Source organism: Peptacetobacter hominis, assembly GCF_006861675.1.
Classification (GTDB): Bacteria; Bacillota; Clostridia; order Peptostreptococcales; family Peptostreptococcaceae; genus Peptacetobacter; species Peptacetobacter hominis.
Genome location: NZ_SGJB01000001.1, coordinates 162,138 through 181,545, shown reverse-complemented (window position 1 = coordinate 181,545; position 19,408 = coordinate 162,138). Strand labels below are relative to the sequence as shown.

At 33.7% G+C, this 19,408-nt stretch carries 19 protein-coding genes and 1 riboswitch; of the genes, 1 reads left to right on the top strand and 18 read right to left on the bottom strand.

Annotated features, from left to right (window positions below; all coding sequences use genetic code 11):
* Positions 1 to 71: 71 nt before the first annotated feature.
* The 10 genes from grdB to nadA all read right to left on the bottom strand — a co-directional run bounded on the left by grdB (position 72) and on the right by nadA (position 10,555).
* Positions 72 to 1,379, bottom strand: coding sequence for a glycine reductase complex selenoprotein B (grdB, locus tag EXD82_RS00840; RefSeq protein ID WP_142535017.1), 1,308 nt, complete (start codon positions 1,377 to 1,379; stop codon positions 72 to 74).
* Between the two features lie 23 nt (positions 1,380 to 1,402).
* Positions 1,403 to 1,879: a glycine/sarcosine/betaine reductase complex selenoprotein A gene (gene grdA, locus EXD82_RS00835; protein WP_142535016.1), complete on the bottom strand. Its 477-nt coding sequence runs from the start codon at positions 1,877 to 1,879 to the stop codon at positions 1,403 to 1,405.
* A 75-nt stretch (positions 1,880 to 1,954) separates the two neighbouring features.
* Positions 1,955 to 3,241, bottom strand: a complete 1,287-nt coding sequence (locus EXD82_RS00830) for a glycine/sarcosine/betaine reductase component B subunit (protein WP_142535015.1) — start codon at positions 3,239 to 3,241, stop codon at positions 1,955 to 1,957.
* Positions 3,242 to 3,314: 73 nt separating this feature from the next.
* On the bottom strand, positions 3,315 to 3,632 hold the full coding sequence (trxA, locus tag EXD82_RS00825) for a thioredoxin TrxA (protein ID WP_142535014.1): 318 nt from the start codon (positions 3,630 to 3,632) through the stop codon (positions 3,315 to 3,317).
* Positions 3,633 to 3,691: 59 nt separating this feature from the next.
* On the bottom strand, positions 3,692 to 4,642 hold the full coding sequence (trxB, locus tag EXD82_RS00820; RefSeq protein WP_142535013.1) for a thioredoxin-disulfide reductase: 951 nt from the start codon (positions 4,640 to 4,642) through the stop codon (positions 3,692 to 3,694).
* A gap of 116 nt (positions 4,643 to 4,758) precedes the next feature.
* Complete coding sequence (locus EXD82_RS00815; protein ID WP_142535012.1) at positions 4,759 to 5,133, bottom strand: GrdX family protein; 375 nt, start codon at positions 5,131 to 5,133, stop codon at positions 4,759 to 4,761.
* 107 nt (positions 5,134 to 5,240) lie between these two features.
* Positions 5,241 to 5,344: riboswitch (glycine riboswitch) on the bottom strand.
* Positions 5,345 to 5,614: 270 nt separating this feature from the next.
* On the bottom strand, positions 5,615 to 7,309 hold the full coding sequence (locus EXD82_RS00810; RefSeq protein ID WP_142535011.1) for a M3 family oligoendopeptidase: 1,695 nt from the start codon (positions 7,307 to 7,309) through the stop codon (positions 5,615 to 5,617).
* Between the two features lie 176 nt (positions 7,310 to 7,485).
* Positions 7,486 to 8,322, bottom strand: a complete 837-nt coding sequence (gene nadC, locus EXD82_RS00805) for a carboxylating nicotinate-nucleotide diphosphorylase (RefSeq protein WP_142535010.1) — start codon at positions 8,320 to 8,322, stop codon at positions 7,486 to 7,488.
* Complete coding sequence (locus EXD82_RS00800; protein ID WP_142535009.1) at positions 8,300 to 9,601, bottom strand: L-aspartate oxidase; 1,302 nt, start codon at positions 9,599 to 9,601, stop codon at positions 8,300 to 8,302. Before EXD82_RS00800 ends, nadC begins: the two co-directional genes overlap by 23 nt.
* A gap of 39 nt (positions 9,602 to 9,640) precedes the next feature.
* On the bottom strand, positions 9,641 to 10,555 hold the full coding sequence (gene nadA / locus EXD82_RS00795; RefSeq protein WP_142535008.1) for a quinolinate synthase NadA: 915 nt from the start codon (positions 10,553 to 10,555) through the stop codon (positions 9,641 to 9,643).
* A gap of 479 nt (positions 10,556 to 11,034) precedes the next feature.
* Here nadA and EXD82_RS00790 point away from each other — a divergent pair, with 479 nt between their 5' ends.
* On the top strand, positions 11,035 to 12,483 hold the full coding sequence (locus EXD82_RS00790) for a carbon starvation CstA family protein (RefSeq protein ID WP_142535007.1): 1,449 nt from the start codon (positions 11,035 to 11,037) through the stop codon (positions 12,481 to 12,483).
* A gap of 55 nt (positions 12,484 to 12,538) precedes the next feature.
* Here the strand turns inward: EXD82_RS00790 and buk are convergent, their stop codons facing one another.
* From buk to EXD82_RS00750, 8 genes are all read right to left on the bottom strand, one after another.
* Positions 12,539 to 13,606 carry a butyrate kinase gene (buk, locus tag EXD82_RS00785; RefSeq protein ID WP_142535006.1) on the bottom strand — a complete coding sequence of 356 codons (1,068 nt, stop codon included), beginning with the start codon at positions 13,604 to 13,606 and terminating at the stop codon, positions 12,539 to 12,541.
* A gap of 34 nt (positions 13,607 to 13,640) precedes the next feature.
* Positions 13,641 to 14,060 (bottom strand): DUF3785 family protein, encoded by a 420-nt coding sequence (locus EXD82_RS00780; RefSeq protein WP_142535005.1) that lies wholly within the window; start codon positions 14,058 to 14,060, stop codon positions 13,641 to 13,643.
* Between the two features lie 9 nt (positions 14,061 to 14,069).
* The gene (locus tag EXD82_RS00775) at positions 14,070 to 15,128 is read right to left on the bottom strand and encodes a transglycosylase domain-containing protein (protein ID WP_142535004.1); all 1,059 of its coding nucleotides are present in this window, start codon (positions 15,126 to 15,128) and stop codon (positions 14,070 to 14,072) included.
* A gap of 94 nt (positions 15,129 to 15,222) precedes the next feature.
* Positions 15,223 to 15,756: a 3'-5' exonuclease gene (locus tag EXD82_RS00770; protein WP_142535003.1), complete on the bottom strand. Its 534-nt coding sequence runs from the start codon at positions 15,754 to 15,756 to the stop codon at positions 15,223 to 15,225.
* 19 nt (positions 15,757 to 15,775) lie between these two features.
* Positions 15,776 to 16,612 (bottom strand): tRNA 2-thiocytidine biosynthesis TtcA family protein, encoded by an 837-nt coding sequence (locus tag EXD82_RS00765; RefSeq protein ID WP_142535002.1) that lies wholly within the window; start codon positions 16,610 to 16,612, stop codon positions 15,776 to 15,778.
* 190 nt (positions 16,613 to 16,802) lie between these two features.
* A complete protein-coding gene (locus tag EXD82_RS00760) occupies positions 16,803 to 17,984 on the bottom strand; it encodes an NAD(P)-dependent malic enzyme (RefSeq protein ID WP_142535001.1) in 1,182 nt (393 codons plus the stop codon).
* A gap of 12 nt (positions 17,985 to 17,996) precedes the next feature.
* Positions 17,997 to 18,545 (bottom strand): Fe-S-containing hydro-lyase, encoded by a 549-nt coding sequence (locus EXD82_RS00755; RefSeq protein WP_142535000.1) that lies wholly within the window; start codon positions 18,543 to 18,545, stop codon positions 17,997 to 17,999.
* Between the two features lie 11 nt (positions 18,546 to 18,556).
* On the bottom strand, positions 18,557 to 19,396 hold the full coding sequence (locus EXD82_RS00750; protein ID WP_142534999.1) for a fumarate hydratase: 840 nt from the start codon (positions 19,394 to 19,396) through the stop codon (positions 18,557 to 18,559).
* Between the last annotated feature and the right edge of the window lie 12 nt (positions 19,397 to 19,408).

Here is a 19,408-nt window from a genome sequence, read left to right as displayed (position 1 = left end):
TATTATAGATTCCGCAGGCATATAGCCCGCGAAATCTATATTTATCAGTTTATTATTAGCTTTTTAAAAAATTAGTCTTCAAATACTGTCTGTCCATCAACTTCTACAGTTAATGCGTTTAATGCTTTTTCAACTAATCCTCTTCTTAATGATTTCTCTTCTTCGTGAGTTAAAGCTGGATTTCCAAGAGGATGAGGTATAGCTATTGTAGGAACTATTCTGTTAGCTCCAACTGTTAGAGATATAGGAACAACTGTACACATGTGTACTACTGGTATTCCTGCTCTTTCTATTTCTTTTACCATTGTTGCACCGCAACGAGTACAAGTACCTCATGTAGAAGTAAGTACAACTGCGTCAACACCGTCAGCTTTTAATTTCTTACCTATTTCAGCTGCGAATTTCTTAGCGTTTGCAACAGCAGTACCATTACCAACTGTTGTATAGAAGTAATCATATAATTTTCCTATAACGCCTTCTTTTTCAAGATCTCTTAAAACGTCTACTGGTAATACTCTGTCAGCATCTTCATTAGCGTATACTGGGTCGTATCCACCATGAGCTGTTTCATGAGTAGCTTCAGTTAAATCTTCTACTCCAGCTATAGAATATTCACCGTATTTAGAAGCTGATGAAGATTCTATTCTGTCAGGGTTTCCTTTTGGTACTATACCACCAGAAGTAACTAGAGCTATAGTAGCTTTAGATAAATCTTTTACAGCTGGGTTTGGATCTACTCTGTCGAAATCTGGCATTGGATACTCAGTTTCGAATTCCTCACCTTTTATTTTCTTGATAAGCATATCAACTGCTCTCTTAGATCCTCTATCTTCATGGAAGTAGTTAACTCTTATTCCTCTAGCCATGTATCCTTCTTCTGCTGGAGATCCTATTTCTTCTCCTTTTGCAAGTTTAGAAGCTAATTTAGCTATCTTTGGAAGAGCTTTTCTCATTCCAGCTGCAGAGTCTGCTGTTTCAACTATATAAACTTCTTTTTTGAACATATCTGCACCTGGGTTTTCAACGTACATACCAGTTAAGCAAGGTATATTTAAAGCGTCTTTAACAACTTTAGTTATAGTACCTGCTGCAACTCCGTATCTACCTGCGTTGAATGCTGGTCCTGCTATGAATAATTCTGGATTAAATCCTTTTATCATTTCAAGTAACTCAGCACTTGCTTCTTCTATATTTTCATTGAAGTATCCATCACCACAAACAACTGTAGCAACAACTTCTATATCTTCACCTAATTTAGCATTAAGCTGTGCACTTATTGGAGGTAAAGTTTCTGCCACATGTGGTTTAGTGTCAGCTTTTTCTTCTCCACCTATTCCGGCGAAGAACTGGTTTACGTAATGAACTGCTTTTATTGCCATTTCATTTTCCTCCCTAAAAAATTTTATAAATATTTACAATACTCGTCTCTTATTGATTTCATTTCTTCAGCTATTTCGTCTACGTCAAGAACCATTTCCATCATTCCTACCTGCTCTTCGTAAACTTCTTCATCAAATAGCTCTTTAACTTCTTCTTCCACTACGTGGAATACAGATAATCCTAATTCTACACCTGCTAAAGGTCCAGCAAAAGTTGGGTCTCCTGCTGTTACTGTTTCTGCTGCAAGACCTGCAGCTTCGGCTTCAGCGGCACCTAGTAATATCACAAGATTTTCAGCTCCGAATTTTTCAGCAGCTTCTTTAACTCTCTTCTGATTTTCTAGGTCCATAGCCCCAGCAGCTGTTCAGACGAAACATTCTGTTGATGAGAATATAACTTCTGCGCTGTCAACTGTTTTTACACATTCTTCTATTGCAGGTCCTGGCACACCATCACGGTCGCCTATTATCATGACCTTTTTATTTTCAAGTACGCTCATAATAGTCCTCCTGATTTTATTTTTTCATTCTTAATTTTTAGTTAGTAATTAATTTTTTAATAATTTTTTTAGGGATTAATATCCTTTTGCAGTTAAATATCCGAAACCAGTTTCGTTTGTAGCTCCAGTTATTGCCTGTATTTCTACTTCTATAGTTCCATCTTCTCTTAGAGATCCTGCAGCTCCACCAGCTATTACATCAACAACTTCAAGATGTCCTATTACTTTGTCAAGTTTAGGTAATACAACAACCTGGTTTGCGTTTCCTCCTGTAACAACTGCGTTAGCTCTTACGTCAGCATCTGCTAATGACTGAGAAGCTCCGTCACGTCCTGCGTATTCATCTGTTACTATAACAGTTTTAACTCCCTGCATTTCTATTTTCTTACAGTTCATTATTAGGTCTGTATCAGGGTTACCGAATCCTTCCTGAGATACGATAACAGCGTCTAATCCTAGGTATTTACATAATTTTGAAGTCCAGTTAGAAGATCTTTCCTTGTCAGCAAGATATACGTTTTCATTAGTGATTATAACACCCATGAAGTTTATTTCTTTACCATGCTGAGCATATAACTCTTCTATAACACCGTTGTTCATATGTACGTAACTTGGGTTTTTGTCACATGCAGAAACACAGTTACCACTTACTATTGCAGTGTCAAGAACTTCTGTTGGGTAAAGTATTGTTGGAACTATCTGCTTAGCATCTACACCGTATACATATGTATCGTGTAATAGTCCCTGAGTCTGTAACATGTATACATATCCAACTTTTGGAAGTTCTGGATATTCAGCAGCCTGCTCAAATATAGGCTTAGTTTCGTATACAGAAACTTCATCTGGAGTAAGGTCTTTAGCAACCTTTCCAAGATATGTAGCAGCTTTGAATCCTATCATTCTTACTGCTTTTTCGTGATCATGCTGTCTTAAACCATCAACTGGCTCAGCTATAACAACAACGTTGTTTAATTTTGAGAATGGAGTGTATTTTGCTCCTTCTCCAGTCATGTCAACTATACCTTCCTGGAAACCAACTATTTTTCCAGTTGTTACTACAGCAACACCTTTTAATGCATGAGTTCTTCCTTCACCAACTGTATCTACTTTAGATATGATACCTGGGAATACTCCTCCGTTACCTTCTACCTTAACTCTTGGCTCGATAACATCTTTAACAGGTGTTATTCTTATGCTTTCACCTGGGTGAGCTAATTCTATATCTATAGATTTTATATGCTCATCTCCACCTATTTCTTTTAGCATCTCTTCTTTGTTTACGAATAAAACACCATCTTTAACTTCAGTTTTTTCTCCAAACTGAACATCTTTTATAAAGATTTTTCCTAATTCAAGACGCATAACGCACCTCCTATAAAATTTTGTATAAAATTAACCTTTTAAAATTAAAAGCTAATAATATGCTGATTATTGATTAAACATATTTTTTTATCATTGCTTCTATATTAGCTATAGTAGCATCGTCTTTAGTAACTTCATCTATTTTTTCTCCATCTTTATAAACAGCTAGAGTTGGAAGTCCTAAAACTTTCTGTTTTATAGCAAGTCTTCTTGCTTTTGTTATATCCATTTCACAGAATTTCATTCCTTCAGCGTATTTTTCAGCTAATTCATGAACTTCTGGCATTAAAGCTTTACAAGGTTCGCATCCCTGGCTCCAGAAATCTACGAATACATATCCTTCAGCTTCTAATACTTCTTTTTCGAATATTTCTTTATCTAATGCTATCATTTTGTTACCTCCACCGTTTATTTGTTATTTTATATATCTATTCATGAAAATAGTATTTACTATTCTCCGAATTTCTCATTTATATATTTTTCTGCCATAACAGCTGCTATAGCACCGTCAGCAGTTGCAGTTACAACCTGTCTTAAAGGTTTTACTCTACAGTCTCCTGCTGCAAATACACCTGGTATATTTGTTCTCATGCAGTCATCTGTTATTATGTAGTTCTGCTCGTTCATATCTATTATACCTTTGTATAAATCTGTCTGAGCAACAACACCTATGAATACGAATACTCCCATTGTTCCATCTTCTTCATCTGCATGGTACTCGAAAGTTTCACCAGTAACAACATTTTTGAATACTACTGATTCAAGTATTCCGTCTCCTTTTATTTCTTCAACAACTGTATCTAAAAGGAACTCTATTTTTGGATTAGCTTTTGCTTTTTCTTCTATACTCTTAGCACATCTGAATCCCTGTCTTCTGTGAACTATTGTAACTTTTCTTGCAAATTTAGTTAAGTACATTGCTTCTTCTATAGCACTGTCTCCTCCACCAACTACGAAAACTTCGAAATCTTCAAAGAAATCAGCATCACATGTTGCACAGTAAGAAACACCTTTTCCAGTGAATTCTTTTTCTCCAGGACATCCTATTTTTCTTGGAGACGCACCTGCTGCAACTACAACGGCTTTAGCTCTGTATTCTTCACCGCTCTGTCCTTTTATTACTTTTATATCTCCTTCAAGCTGAACTTCAACTATATCATCTCTTTTTATTTCAGCACCGAATTCTTTACACTGCTGAACCATTCTTGCTACAAGAGAAGGTCCACTTGCATTTTCAACTGATCCAGGATAGTTTGCAACTTCATGAGTTATAACTATCTGACCACCATTTTTACTTTTTTCAAATATTACTGTTTTCATTTTTGCTCTTGCACCGTATAATCCAGCTGCAAGACCTGCAGGACCTGCACCGATTATGGCAATATCGTATACATTTTCCATTTTAAATTCCTCCTGATTTATACAAGATTATTTATAAATATAAATTTTTATATTTTGACATATTTGTAAAACATTTTCCCGAATGCAACAACTATTCATTCAAACAACATTGCTATCTAGTACTCATATTCTATTCTTGATATTGTATGTGTCATTATATCCAGATCTATAACCTGGAAATCTTCCATTATACTTTCACTCCAGTCTGGAGTTCTCTGATTTTTTTGAAACTTGGAAGCAGTTGCTATCGCATCTTCAATCAGTTCGACTGACATATAATCAAGTTCTTCACCCTCAGTCATTATAACTGTTCTGTATGGTGTTTCATTTGGTTTTACACTTCCATACAGAGGATGTGAAAGCATTCTATTTCCCTTATGTATCATTTTTCTGCATTCTTCAAGTATACCTATATAAGATACTTCAAAGAACAGAATTTTCTTATCTTCAAACTTCTCTTTGACTAAAGGATTATTTGTTACTATAAACATAACATTTCTCTCTTTCAATTAAGATTGCATAGCCTTTTTTACAATAAAAAAACAGGTTAAACAAACGTCCCCATTTGTTTACCCTGTCAAAATAATCTTCAGAGTCCTGTCCACATAAAGTATATTCACCTGAGAATTTCATCAATACCGTGGGTATGATATCGACTTGTCCCTTCGGTCCCCATTTAAGGAAGTCTCCCTTATGCTTCATCCAGTCTTTATTTGGCTTGCTCTATATTCGTTAAGTTAAGTATATAAATTTTCAATCAAAATATCAAGTCTTTTTTTGATATTTTTTTAATATTTTTTAACAATGAAAACGGTGCCTGTTTTTAGTATATCCTCTAATATCTACAAATACTTGATTTGATGCGTTTTTGCAATTTTATTTTTTATATATACATAAAAGATATAAATATTATTTTATGTATAACATCAATTTTTATTTGTATATATCATACTCGGTTATAAATATTCAGAATTATTTTTCATTTGCTATTTTTACATCTAAACTTTGTGAAATTTTTCTCACTATTTTAGATATACTTTCGTCTTCAAAAGGAGAGTCCAGATTAGCTATATTGACTATTTCATTGAATGATCTTGTACCTCCCACCTTACATATATCCATATAAAGATTCCACCCTTCATGATGATTTTCTGTATATTTTTCTGCAAGTTGAATTGCACAAAGAGATGCAAGAGCATAATCTATATAATAAAATGGATTTTTGAATATATGCCCTTGTCTTAACCACCATCCTCCTCTGTCAAGAAAGCTGTTGTCATCATAATCTTTGTATTTAATGTATTTTTTTTCCAGATTTCTCCATAATTTTTTTCTATCGTTAGGAGTCATATTTATATTTCTGTATATTATATGCTGAAATTCATCTACAACCATACAGTATGGAATCAACCTCGATATAGTACATAAATGCGAATATTTGTATTTTGAAGCATTTTTTCCAAAGAAAAGTTCCATCCACGGCATTGTAATAAATTCCATAGTCATTGAATGAATTTCACAACTATCAAGAGTCGGAAAGTTTATTTCCGGCATATCTATCCAATTCGACATATAAAGCTGAAAACCGTGCCCCATCTCATGAGTCAATGTATCAACATCATCAAAGCTTCTATTGAAGTTGGCAAATACAAAAGGTGATTTCAGATCAGGCACATACGTACAGTATCCACCCATCCCCTTCCGAGGTGCTGTTTTCAAATCCATCATTTCATTTTCAACAAGATTCCTGAAAAACATACCTGTTTCATCTGACAACTCTGAATACATTTTCTCAGCAGACTTTATCATTTCATCATATTCAATTTCCGGTTCCATATTCCATCCAGGAAATTCAACTTCATCATCATAATACTTTATTTTTTCTATCGACAATCTTTCAGATTTATTTTTATTTATTTTATCTATAATAATATCCCATGAATTTTCTACTGCTTTTCTAAGCTTTGAAACATCATTTTCATTGTAATCGGTTCTTTTCATTCTTTTGTATCCAAGTTCTACAAAATTTTCATACCCAAGCTTTTTAGCAATTCTATCCCTCACTTTTACGAGCTTATCAAACAGAATATCAAATTCTTCTTCATGCTCTTCAAAATATCCGGAAAATGCTTCAGCCGCTGATTTTCTAATATTTCTGTTACTGTCAGTCGTATATTTATTCACTTCAGATAGATTTAATTTTTCACCACCAAAGACTACATTTCCCGCTGCAAGAAGCCTTGTATACTCTGAACATAATCTGTTTTCTTCAATAAGATCTGTTATTATTTCATCTGATATTTCACTTATACTGCATTTTATAATATTATAAAATTGCATTCCATATGTTTCTATTATCTCTTTATCATACTTTGAATCTATAATTATTTTGTATAGATCCACATTTAATTTGTCATATTTAGGAGCATTTTCATCCCAGTAATTTTTTTCGGCTATATTATTTTTATCTCCTGTATTTATGCTGTAGTTTATCGATGCTACAATTTTCATACTCTCAATTCTATTTCTTTGTTTATTTATATCATCAAGTATTTTTCTGAAAGACTCAAAGCTTTCTGCTTTTTTCAGTTTTTCCATATTATCAGAAAACACTTTTTTCTCATATTCATAGTCCGGTCTTTGATATTTGTATTCTGAAAATTTCATAATACACCCTCCTTTTCCTTTTTTCTGAAATATTATACCACAGAGGAATTGATACAAACATATTTGTAATACAAGATTTTATAAATATATTTTCTTCATATTTATCTTTAGCTATAGACAATAAAAAAACTGTACCCCATATAAATCCTATATAAGATACAGTTTTTTAATTATAATTATATATTTCTGAGATTTTTCATACTTATATCGAGAGCTTTTACTGAATGTGTCAGTGATCCAGAAGATACCACATCTACACCTATTTTCCCGACTTCTTCTATATTTTCAAGAGTTACATTTCCAGAAAACTCTACAATAGCTCTGTTGTCTATTATTTTTACAGCTTCCTTTGCAGTTTCCATATCCATATTGTCAAGCATTATTATATCTGCTCCAGCTTCTACAGCTTCCCTTACCATATCAAGAGTTTCAACTTCAACTTCTATCTTCACAACAAATGATGCATAGTTTCTGGCTGCTTCTATAGCTTCTTTTACGCCACCTGCAGCACCAATATGGTTATCTTTCAGCATTACAGCATCCGAAAGATTCATTCTATGGTTGTTTCCTCCACCCATTCTCACTGCATATTTATCAAGTATTCTCATATTAGGCATTGTCTTTCTGCTATCAAGAAGCTTCGTCTTACTTCCTTTAAGCTTTTCTACATATTTTCCTGTCATAGTTGCTATACCACTCATTCTCTGAAGATAGTTAAGTGCTACTCTCTCTCCCATAAGGAGATTTCTTGTACTTCCTTTAAGTTCAGCAAGCATCTGCCCTTTTTTCACTTTATCTCCATCTTTTACAAAAAACTCTATTTCTACATCTCCAAGTATATCAAATACCCTTTTGAATACACCTAACCCAGCTATTATTCCATCTGCTTTACATATAAGATCCACCGCTGAAACAGATCCCTCTTTTACAACTGAATTAGTACTTATATCTTCATTTGGTATATCTTCTATAAGAGCATCTTTTATCATTTTATCTATAATCAAATAATTCATAATCAAAATCCTCACTACTTTTTATTATCTCATCAATTACCATTTTTCTATTTTCGCAGAAAATATCTTCTATATTTTTTTCAAGCGATGGTATATCTTTTTCATCTATCTCATCATCTGATATTGTACGGTTTATGCTTTGAGCTGCTCTTTTTGAAAATACAAGACCTTCAAGAAGAGAATTGCTTGCAAGTCTATTTGCACCGTGAACACCTGTACAGCTTACTTCTCCTACTGCATAAAGATTATCCATAGTAGTTTTTGAGTCAAGATCTACATGTATACCACCCATGAAATAGTGTTGTGCAGGAGATACTTTTATCATTTCTTTTCCTATATTTACTCCCTTTTCAAGGCATCCGTTATATATAAATGTAAACCTGTTTTTAAGATATTCTTCTCCAAGATGAGTTGCATCAAGATATACATATTCACTGTTGTCTTTTTTCATCTGCTCAAATATAGCATGTGAAACAACATCTCTAGGTAGAAGCTCGTCCACAAATCTTTCTCCTGCCTTGTTTCTAAGAACTGCTCCTTCTCCTCTTAAAGATTCTGATATAAGCATTCTTCTTCCATTGCTGTTTTCTTCATAAAAAGCTGTAGGATGAATCTGTATATACTTAAGATTCTCTATTTCTATATTATTTTTTAGAGCTATGGCTATACCATCTCCTGTAAGTTGTCTCTGGTTTGTTGAATTTTTGAAAAGTCCTCCTATTCCACCGGTAGCCAGAACAGTTGCTTTTGAAAATACATGTATTTCTTTTTCATCCTTATATATTCTGGCTCCAACGCATACATTGTTTTCTGATATTATATCTATAAGAGATGCATCTTCTATTATTTCAATATTATTTCTTTTTAGGACCTCTTTATAAAGTGTTTTGAATACTATTTCACCTGTATTATCCTTGCTGTGAACTATTCTGTTTACTCTATGAGCACCTTCTCTTGTATAGTCTATTTTTCCATCCACTTTATCCAGCGGCATTCCATACTCCTCAACAATCTGGGATATATTTTCTATAGACTCTTCAGCAAGAACTTCAACAGCCTCAACTCTATTTTTATATCTTCCGGCCTTTAGAGTGTCCTCAACAAAAGGTTTTATATCTTCCTCATCAAGAGCTGTAGATATTCCTCCCTGTGCAAGGTAGGTATTGTTATTATCCACTTTTGATTTTGAAATAACTGTAACTTTTTTACTGTTATCTATATTAAGGGCACAGTAAAGACCTGCTACCCCGCTTCCTACTATAAGTACATCTGTTTTCATTTTTTATACCTCTAATACTTCTATCCCCTGTATTTTCATTTACTGCTCTGCAAGTTTGTGCATATTAAGAAGAGATTTCAAAGCTTTTTCTCTTATCTGCTCGTCAACTACAACTTCATTTTCTCCGTTCAGTAAAGTTGTATATAGGTTTTCAAGAGTTGTTTTCTTCATATCGGCACATCTTACACTTCCACCTGGAATCATAAATTTCTTATCCGGATTCTGTTTTTCAAGCTCATAAAGAATTCCTTCTTCTGTAGCAACTATAAACTCCTTACAGTTACTGTTTGTAGCATATTTTATTATTCCTGATGTGCTTCCTGTATAATCTGCCATATCTCTTATTTCTTTTCTGCATTCAGGATGTACAAGAACCTCTGCATCCGGATATTCTTCTTTTAGTTTTTCTATCTCTTCAAGTTTGATTCTATCGTGGAAAAGACAACATCCATCCCAAAGTATAAATTCTTTTTCAGGGAAATGCTCTGCTATATATTCTCCAAGATTTCTATCTGGAAGGAATATTATTTTTTTATTTTCAACTTTTCCAAGTATATTAAGTGCACTTGAAGATGTAACAGATACATCACAGTGAGCCTTCACTGCTGCTGTAGAATTTATATAACACACTGTAAGTGCATCCGGATGTTTTTTCTTAAGTGCTGCAACCTGTATGTCATTTGCCATATCTGCCATCACACATCCTGCATTAGCTACAGGCATAAGTACTGTTTTCTCCGGAGAAAGTATTTTTGCACTTTCACCCATAAATTTTACACCACAGAATACAACTGTTTTCTGAGGACAGTCTCTTGCTATTTCACTCAGATAATATGAATCTCCAACTTCATCTGCTATAGCCTGAATTTCTGGTGGCTGATAAAAATGAGCCAGTATAATTGCATCTTTTTCCTTCTTTAACTCATTTATCTTTTTTGTTAATTCTTTAACCATTTCAATACCTACCTTTTGTTATTTTTTTACCATTATTTTTCTAAAGATACCGCTTTATTACAATATTTTTAACCTAAATGATTACAGAAACATTATATCATTAGGCTGACAACAGTTCAATGATAATGATTTTTTTAACATTCTGACTTTATATAAAATTATTAACATATTTTTAATCATTATTTGTTATTTTTTTATCATTTATCTTTTCTATATTTATCTTTTAACATTATTTATAAATTAGTAATTTTTTTGTATATATATTTTTTTCTTATAAATTATATATTTTTTCTTCTTTGTTCTATTTTTTATTTTGATTCAAGAAATTTTTTCATGTTATTTTTTTAAATATATTGAAAATTCATTCTTGAAGAGTTATACTCTTGTCATGGATATTCATATTGTTATTAAAACAACATTTACTATATTATGAATTATCCGGAATTATAAAAATCATATTATGAAAAGAGGTTTTAAGCATGACAGCATTTTTGATCGGTTTAGTAATGCTTATCGGCGGAGGTTTTCTTTATGGCCGCTATTGTGAAAAGGTTTTCGGACCAGATGACAGACCAACACCAGCAATAACTCTTGAAGACGGTGTCGATTTCGTTCCTATGAAAAAAATGAAAAACGCACTTATAGAGCTTCTTAATATAGCTGGTACTGGACCTATCCTTGGACCTATCCAGGGTATATTATTCGGTCCTATCGCATTTATACTTATTCCTATAGGTTGTGTTCTTGGCGGTGCAATGCACGACTATATGAGTGGTATGATATCTATGAGAGAGAACGGTGAACAGATGCCGGGAATTATCAGAAAATATCTTGGAAACGGAGTTTATAAAATATACAATGTTTTCCTTTGTTTCCTTATGATACTTGTCGGTGCAGTTTTCATCTATACTCCAGGGGATCTAGTTGTAACTCAGATTCTTCATCAGGAATCTATAGTTTCAAATCCAATTGTATGGGTTGTATACGGAGCTATATTTGCATACTATCTTGCAGCTACTTTATTCCCTATAGATGCAATAATCGGTAGAGTTTATCCTATATTCGGTATTATTCTTTTATTATCTGCAATAGGTGTAGGACTTGGTATATTTGTAAAAGGATATGAACTTACTCCTCTTACTGCTCAGAACTGGATGGGAGTTCATCCTGCAGGATTACCTATACTTCCTATATTCTTTGTTACTGTTGCATGTGGTATAGTTTCAGGTTTCCACTCAACTCAGGCAACTCTTATTGCAAGATCTGTAACAAATGAAAGAGAAGGTAAAACTACTTTCTATGATATGATGATACTTGAAGGTCTTATCGCTATGATATGGTCTGCAGCTGCAATGGGTGTTTACAACGCCGGAATAGATTCTGCTCTTATCGGTACTCCTAGTGTTATCGGTATAGTTGCAAATGATTTACTTGGTTCTGTAGGTGGACTTATAGCTATACTTGGTGTTATAGTTCTTCCTATAACTTCTGGAGATACTGCTCTTAGATCTGCTCGTCTTATGATAGGTGATGCTCTTCATATAGATCAGACTAAGAAGAAAAACAGATTTACATTATCTGCATGCATATTCGTGCCAGTTGCTCTTATACTTGTATTCGCAAAAATAAATGCAGAGGGATTCAATATACTTTGGAGATATTTCGCATGGGCAAACCAGACTATAGCATGTTTCGCATTTGCTATGATAACTATATATCTTCTTATCAATAAGAAAAATTATATAATGTCTCTTATCCCAGGTATGTTCTATGTATTTATAATATCATCATACATACTTAATGCGGAAATAGGATTCAGACTTCCTATGAATGTTGCATATATACTTGGAGTAATTCTTGCTATAGTATATGCTGCACTTACTATTAGAAAAGGTAAAAAACAGCTTGATGGAGCTGCCTTAAAATAATTCATAAACAATAAAAAACAGGATGTCCAATTGGATATCCTGTTTTTTATTCATTTTATTCATGATATTCTCTGGCTTTTTCTTCGCCTCTTAAAACTCTCAATGCTCCATATGCCAATGACTCAAGTTCATTTTCCCCAGGCATAACCTCTACATGAGATATAAATTTTACTTTTTTAATAATCATTTCTGTCAGTTTTTTAGAATGTGCTATTCCCCCTGTAAGAATTATAGCATCTACTTCTCCATCAACAACCGTAGCAAGTTCTCCTATACCTTTTGCCATTTGATATACCATTGCTTCGTATACAATCTCAGCATCCTTATTTCCCTCTGAAATCATCTTCTCCACTTCTCTTACATCATTTGTTTTCAGATAAGAATATATTCCTCCACGACCTCTTATTTTTTTCTTCATTTCATACTGTGTGTATTTTCCTGAAAAACATTCATCTATAAGAGCTACACAAGGAACTCTTCCTGATCTGTCAGGAGAAAAAGGTCCTTCATCGTCAGATATCATATCGCTCATAACACCTTTGTTATGAAGATATATAGTGGCTCCTCCTCCGATATGTGCAACAATTAAATTTAAATCCTTATATTCAAGATTATTTTCTTTTGCATATTTCAAAGCCATAGCTCTTGTATTAAGAGCATGACCTAAGCTCGCCCTTTTTATATCAGAAAGACCTGAAATTCTTGCCACATCACTCATCTCATCCACAGATATGGAGTCATATATATATGCCTTAACACCGATAGAATCGGCTATAGATTTTGCAACTACTCCTCCAAGATTTGACGCATGATCGAGAACCGGATTTGTTTTTAATCTTTCTATCATCTCGTCATTAACCTCATATGCACCTGATTTTACAGGAGGAAGAGCTCCACCTCTTCCCACAACTGCACTTAAAGTTTTTATATCTATACCGTCTTTTTCAAGTACTTCAAGAACCGCTTCTTTTCTCATATCAAGCTGGTCCATATTACTTTTATATTTTGAAAGAACTTCCGATGAATGAGATATAGATTCAGAAAGTATTATTTTTTCATCGTCATATACGGCTATTTTTGTAGATGTAGAACCCGGATTTATAACTAGTATTCTAAATTCCATTGTTGATTTCCCCCATACATATAAAATATATTTTTTAAACCTCGCAGTTTTCTATCTGAATTATATAATCCATACAATTCGCACATATTATAAAACTTACTATATAGCTATCATCAACCTTTCCTGCTGCAGAAAGTTTGTTGAACGACTGACCTTTATAAGCTTTATCTACATCACTTATTATATATTTTCCATTTTTTGTAAATATATAGTAGTGAGCCTCAAAAAATTTAAAGAATTTCTGTTTTTCTTTTACACCGTCAAGACATGCAGGACAGGCTTCCTGATAGTATTCAGACATAAATTCTATCTCATCAGATTCATTAAGCAATCTGAAAGCTTCCTCTACATCAAAACCTTCAACAGGTTTTTCCTCATCATTTATAAGCTCATCACACTTATCTGATTCTATACAATATTCTTTTTCGTCGCACTTAAATATGTATTTACTCATATATTCCTCCTACTTATCTATCTCACTTTTAAAATATACTTCTGTAGCCAGAGCTTCATTATACTGATTCTGATTTATATATTTAAGCTCAAGCATTTTTCTTAGAATAACCTTCTGACGACCTTTTGCTGCACTGTAATTGCTGTATATTCCAGGATTATTTGTTATTCCTACAAGCATAGCGCACTCCGCAAGATTTAAGTCCTTCACATGTTTACCAAAATAAAGTTGTGCACCTGCTTCAACTCCATATGCATTTTTTCCAAAATATATATTGTTAAGATATGCCTCCAGGACTTCATCTTTGCTCATTACTTTATCCATTCCATATGCATTATATATATCCTTTATTTTTCTGTTTATAGATACCTCTGAACTTGTAAGAAGATTTTTTGAAAGCTGCATTTCCAAAGTGCTTCCTCCCTGTCGCGAGTCTGTCGTTATATTGTGTATAAGAGATCTCACAAGGGCCTGTATATCCACTCCGCTATGTTTATAAAATCTTTCATCTTCAATTGATACAATAGCATTTCTAAGATCTTTTGGCATATCTTTTATTGACACAGGAGATGTGCTTATATAGTTTTCCTGAACCATTTTCTTTGTAACTTCAGGCATTCCCCATGTGACATATTTATAATATCCAAATGAAAAAACTCCTCCGGCAATAGATATAATCAGAATAATACTTACAATCCACTTTGCAATTACACCTGCGCTCGAATAATCCCTTCTTCTTTTGCGCGCTTTTCCAGATGATTTTGAGCCTTTTTTTATACTGTATCCACTTGATACATCTTTTTTTCTTTCCCCAAAACTTTTTCTTTCTGTTTCAGCTTTTTCTTTTTTTCTTGAAACCTTATCTCCTGCTACAGACTTCATCCTTTTTATAATTGAATCAGGCTCCGGTTCATATAAAGGTCTTACAGATGTTTTTTTTCTTAGATTTTTTTCTTCTAATGCATTTGACGGTCTTCTTACTCTTCCCGACGATACTGGTGTCTTTTCGGTCTCTGAAGAACTTACTTTTCGTCTTCTTATTTTATTTAAATTATATCTGCTACTCATTTTACTGCCCCCTAATAATATATATCCTATCTATGCTATTTAATAAATTATACTATTTATTTTTGCATAAAATAGAAAATAAATTCTTAAGATTTTATAAATCTACCCTATCTCTTATTTTCAGGAAAAGCTGTGCTGTAGCAAATGTATCGCTGCTTGCTCTATGAGCATTTTTATTTTCTATTCCATAATACTCACATGCTGTAGCAAGTTTTTTGTTCTTTCCTTTATAAGAACTCACTCTTTTCAACATTTCAAGCGTACACATATAATTTGTTATTTCCTTAAGTCCAAGTTTTCTCAGATAATAGTTGAGAAACTTTATATCAAATTTTGCATTATGTGCAATTAAAGTAGTATCCCCTATATACTTTCTGAACTTTGGAAGTACCTCATTTATTGTAGGTTCATTTTCAACCATCTCATTTGATATATTTGTAAGTCCTGTTATAAATTCAGGTATTTCTTTTTCCGGTTTTATAAGTCTATTGTGGTTTCTTACTATCTCTCCGTTTAAGATTTCAGTTGCACCTATTTCTATTATTTCACATCCATCAAAAGGATCGAGTCCCGTAGTTTCAATATCAACAACTATAAATTTCTCATCAAGCATACTTATCTGCTCCATCTTTATCACCTCAAATTCTCTATTCAAACTTCTCCATAAAAGAATGTTTTACTCCATTTTCCTCCCAGCCTAAAACAGAATCTATATTTACGTTTTGAGCCGCCTTGAATATTGATTTTTCAACATTATCAAACGTATCAGTAAGACTTTCTATAAGCTCTTTTATCTCATATCTTTTATTTCCTGTTTTTTTTGCTGTTACCGTACATGCACAGTCAAGAGGCTGTATTCCACTGTATCTTACAAATCTTTTTATGTATTCTTCCCTTATATGATAAAGAGGTCTTATAACCTGCATATCGCTGCTTTCAGATGAATTTATCTTTGGAATCATTGTCTTAAAATTCCCAGAGCATAGAATATTCATCATTGTGGTCTCTATTACATCATCAAAATGATGACCTAAAGCGAGTTTGTTGCATCCAAGCTCCTCGGCCTTGTTATACAAAGCTCCTCTTCTCATTCTTGCACACATATAGCAGGGATATTCCTTTGCTATTCTGTCAGTTATCTCAAATATACCCGATTCAAATATTGTCAAAGGTATATTTAGATAATCACACATATCCTCCAGATGTTTTCTTAGTTCAGGTCTATATCCCGGATCCATTGCAAGAAAGACAAGTTCAAAATCTGTCTTTGAATATTTTTTTAGTTCCTGAAACATCTTTGCCATAAGTATACTGTCTTTTCCACCTGATATTGCAACAGCTATTTTATCTCCATCTTCTATAAGCCTGTAGTCGTTTACTGCCTTTAAAAATTTTGACCATATGTGTTTTCTATATCTTTTTACTATACTTCTCTCTATTTCTTCAAGTGTTCTAAGCTCTGTTTTTTCAGATATTTCACCCATTTTTACACCTCTTTTCTATTATACGATACAATTACTCCATTATATTATAATAACATAATACAGTGTGTTCTGAAAGTGAAATAACTGTAAATAAAACGATTAAAATATATTTTTATCATCGTTCATTATAATTCAATAACATATAAAAAGCGCCCTCTGGATAAACCATTAAGGACGCTCCTCCAAACAATTATATTCTAGCTACACCAGTTTCTCTTGCAGCTTTTCTAACAGCTTCTGCAACATTTTCAGTTACTTTTGCATCAAATGCCATAGGAAGTATCATATCTACTCCAAGTTCATCATCAGATACAGAGTCTGCTATTGCATATGCTGCTGCAACCTTCATTTCCTCGTTTATATCAGTTGCTCTTACATCAAGTGCTCCTCTGAATATTCCAGGGAATGCAAGAACGTTGTTTATCTGGTTAGGGAAATCTGATCTTCCTGTACCCATTATAAACGCACCACCTGCTTTTGCTTCATCAGGCATTATCTCTGGAGTTGGGTTTGCCATAGCCATTATTATAGGTTTATCTGCCATAGTTTCAACCATCTCTTTAGTAAGCATTCCCGGTCTTGAAACTCCTACGAAAACATCTTTTCCTTTTATTACATCTTTTAAAAGACCTTTTTCGTTGTTTTTATTTGTAACTTTTACCATTTCTTTCTGAGCCCAGTTAAGATCTTCGTAGTCTTCTGTTATAGCTCCAAATCTATCGCAAAGTATTACATTTTTAACGTTCATATTAAGAAGCATTTTTGCTATTGCTATACCAGCAGAACCTGCTCCGTTTATAACTATCTCAAGGTCTTCTATATTTTTACCCTCTACAAGTTTAACAGCATTTATTATAGCCGCTGAAACAACTATTGCTGTTCCGTGCTGATCATCGTGGAATACTGGTATATTAAGTTCCTTTTTAAGTCTTTCCTCTATTTCAAAACATCTTGGAGCTGATATATCCTCAAGATTTATTCCCCCAAATACAGGAGCTATGTATTTTACAGTCTTTATTATTTCCTCTGTATCATTTGTATCAAGGCATATAGGGAATGCCTCAACTCCTGCAAACTCTTTGAAAAGTATTGCCTTTCCTTCCATAACAGGTATTCCTGCTTCTGCACCTATGTTTCCAAGTCCAAGTACAGCACTTCCATCACTTACTACAGCAACCATATTTCCTTTGCATGTATATTTATATACATCATCAGGATTTTCTGATATTTTCACACATGGTGCAGCAACACCTGGTGTATATGCTATAGAAAGGTCATCTCTGTCATTTACAGAAACCTTGCTTGATATACTTACTTTTCCAGCTTTTTCTTCATGAAGTTTTAAAGCTAATTCTGCATAATTCTTGCTCATAATACCCTCCAACTATTTCTTTTCGTATTTTTTTCTTCCTGTTTCATATATATTATTTCCTGAAGCATCTATTGCAACTGTAAGTTTTAATCCTTCTACTCTAAGTTTTCTGACAGCCTCTGCTCCAAGATCATCATATGCTATTACTTCACATTCTTTTATAGAGTCTGATATATATGCCCCTGCTCCACCTATTGCAGCAAGATAAACAGCTCCGTATTTTTTCATTCCATCTATAACGTGGTCTGCTCTTTTACCTTTTCCTATCATTATTCTAAGGCCTTTTTCAAGAAGAGGTATTGTAAGGTCGTCCATTCTATAACTTGTAGTAGGTCCTGCTGAACCTATGGCTTGTCCTGGTTTTGATGGAGTAGGACCTACATAGTATATCCCCTGTCCATCCGGATTGAATGGAAGTTCCTCTCCATTTTCTATAGCTGCTACAAATCTTTTGTGTGCGGCATCTCTTCCTGTATATATTATTCCGCTTAGTTCAACCATCTCTCCGGCTTTAAGCTCTCTTGCAATTTCCTCTGTTATCGGCATCTCTAGCTTTCTCATATCTAAACCCCCTATATCACAGTACTCTTGTGTCTTGATGCGTGGCAGTTTACATTTACTGCCACAGGAAGTCCTGCTATATGAGTAGGATAAGTTTCTATATGAACTGCAAAAGATGTAGTACTTCCACCAAATCCCTGAGGACCTATTCCAAGTTTATTTATTTCTTCAAGTATCTCTTTTTCAAGATTTGCTGTAAATTCATCATCACTGTGTTTTCCAAGTTCTCTAAATAATGCTTTTTTCGCTATCTGACAGCACTTATCCATAGTACCACCTATTCCAACTCCTATTACTGTAGGAGGGCATGGGTTTGGTCCTGCATTTGATACAGTTTCAACAACGAATTTTTTTATTCCCTCTACTCCATCTGAAGGTTTAAGCATTTTCAGAGCACTCATGTTTTCGCTTCCGAATCCCTTTGCTGCAAACTCTATTTCTATTTTATCGCCTTTTACAAAATCATAGTGTATTACAGCAGGAGTATTATCCTGAGTGTTTATTCTATCTATAGGAGATACGACTGATTTTCTAAGATATCCTTCTGTGTATCCTTCAGACACACCTCTGTTTATCGCCTCTGTAATAGTTTCTCCCTCAACTACTACATCCTGTCCTACCTTTACAAAGAATACTGCCATTCCTGTATCCTGACATATAGGAGTTTTCGTTTCTTCGGCTTTCCTTGCATTTTCAAGAAGTATTGAAAGTATATTTTTCCCTGTTTCACTTTCTTCTGTCTCAATTCTTTCTCTTATACAGCTTTTTACATCTTCACCAAGATATACAGCAGCTTCCATACAAAGTCTTTTGACTTCATCAGTTATAACTCTTGAGTTTATAACTCTCATATACACACCCTC

What these genes read in the sequence shown, in the direction of transcription:
- EXD82_RS00830 (WP_142535015.1), bottom strand. Translation starts at nt 3,241, where the DNA reads ATGCGTCTTGAATTAGGAAAAATCTTTATAAAAGATGTTCAGTTTGGA.
- trxA (WP_142535014.1), bottom strand. Translation starts at nt 3,632, where the DNA reads ATGATAGCATTAGATAAAGAAATATTCGAAAAAGAAGTATTAGAAGCT.
- trxB (WP_142535013.1), bottom strand. Translation starts at nt 4,642, where the DNA reads ATGGAAAATGTATACGATATTGCCATAATCGGTGCAGGTCCTGCAGGT.
- EXD82_RS00815 (WP_142535012.1), bottom strand. Translation starts at nt 5,133, where the DNA reads ATGTTTATAGTAACAAATAATCCTTTAGTCAAAGAGAAGTTTGAAGAT.
- EXD82_RS00810 (WP_142535011.1), bottom strand. Translation starts at nt 7,309, where the DNA reads ATGAAATTTTCAGAATACAAATATCAAAGACCGGACTATGAATATGAG.
- nadC (WP_142535010.1), bottom strand. Translation starts at nt 8,322, where the DNA reads ATGAATTATTTGATTATAGATAAAATGATAAAAGATGCTCTTATAGAA.
- EXD82_RS00800 (WP_142535009.1), bottom strand. Translation starts at nt 9,601, where the DNA reads ATGAAAACAGATGTACTTATAGTAGGAAGCGGGGTAGCAGGTCTTTAC.
- nadA (WP_142535008.1), bottom strand. Translation starts at nt 10,555, where the DNA reads ATGGTTAAAGAATTAACAAAAAAGATAAATGAGTTAAAGAAGGAAAAA.
- EXD82_RS00790 (WP_142535007.1), top strand. Translation starts at nt 11,035, where the DNA reads ATGACAGCATTTTTGATCGGTTTAGTAATGCTTATCGGCGGAGGTTTT.
- buk (WP_142535006.1), bottom strand. Translation starts at nt 13,606, where the DNA reads ATGGAATTTAGAATACTAGTTATAAATCCGGGTTCTACATCTACAAAA.
- EXD82_RS00780 (WP_142535005.1), bottom strand. Translation starts at nt 14,060, where the DNA reads ATGAGTAAATACATATTTAAGTGCGACGAAAAAGAATATTGTATAGAA.
- EXD82_RS00775 (WP_142535004.1), bottom strand. Translation starts at nt 15,128, where the DNA reads ATGAGTAGCAGATATAATTTAAATAAAATAAGAAGACGAAAAGTAAGT.
- EXD82_RS00770 (WP_142535003.1), bottom strand. Translation starts at nt 15,756, where the DNA reads ATGGAGCAGATAAGTATGCTTGATGAGAAATTTATAGTTGTTGATATT.
- EXD82_RS00765 (WP_142535002.1), bottom strand. Translation starts at nt 16,612, where the DNA reads ATGGGTGAAATATCTGAAAAAACAGAGCTTAGAACACTTGAAGAAATA.
- EXD82_RS00760 (WP_142535001.1), bottom strand. Translation starts at nt 17,984, where the DNA reads ATGAGCAAGAATTATGCAGAATTAGCTTTAAAACTTCATGAAGAAAAA.
- EXD82_RS00755 (WP_142535000.1), bottom strand. Translation starts at nt 18,545, where the DNA reads ATGAGAAAGCTAGAGATGCCGATAACAGAGGAAATTGCAAGAGAGCTT.
- EXD82_RS00750 (WP_142534999.1), bottom strand. Translation starts at nt 19,396, where the DNA reads ATGAGAGTTATAAACTCAAGAGTTATAACTGATGAAGTCAAAAGACTT.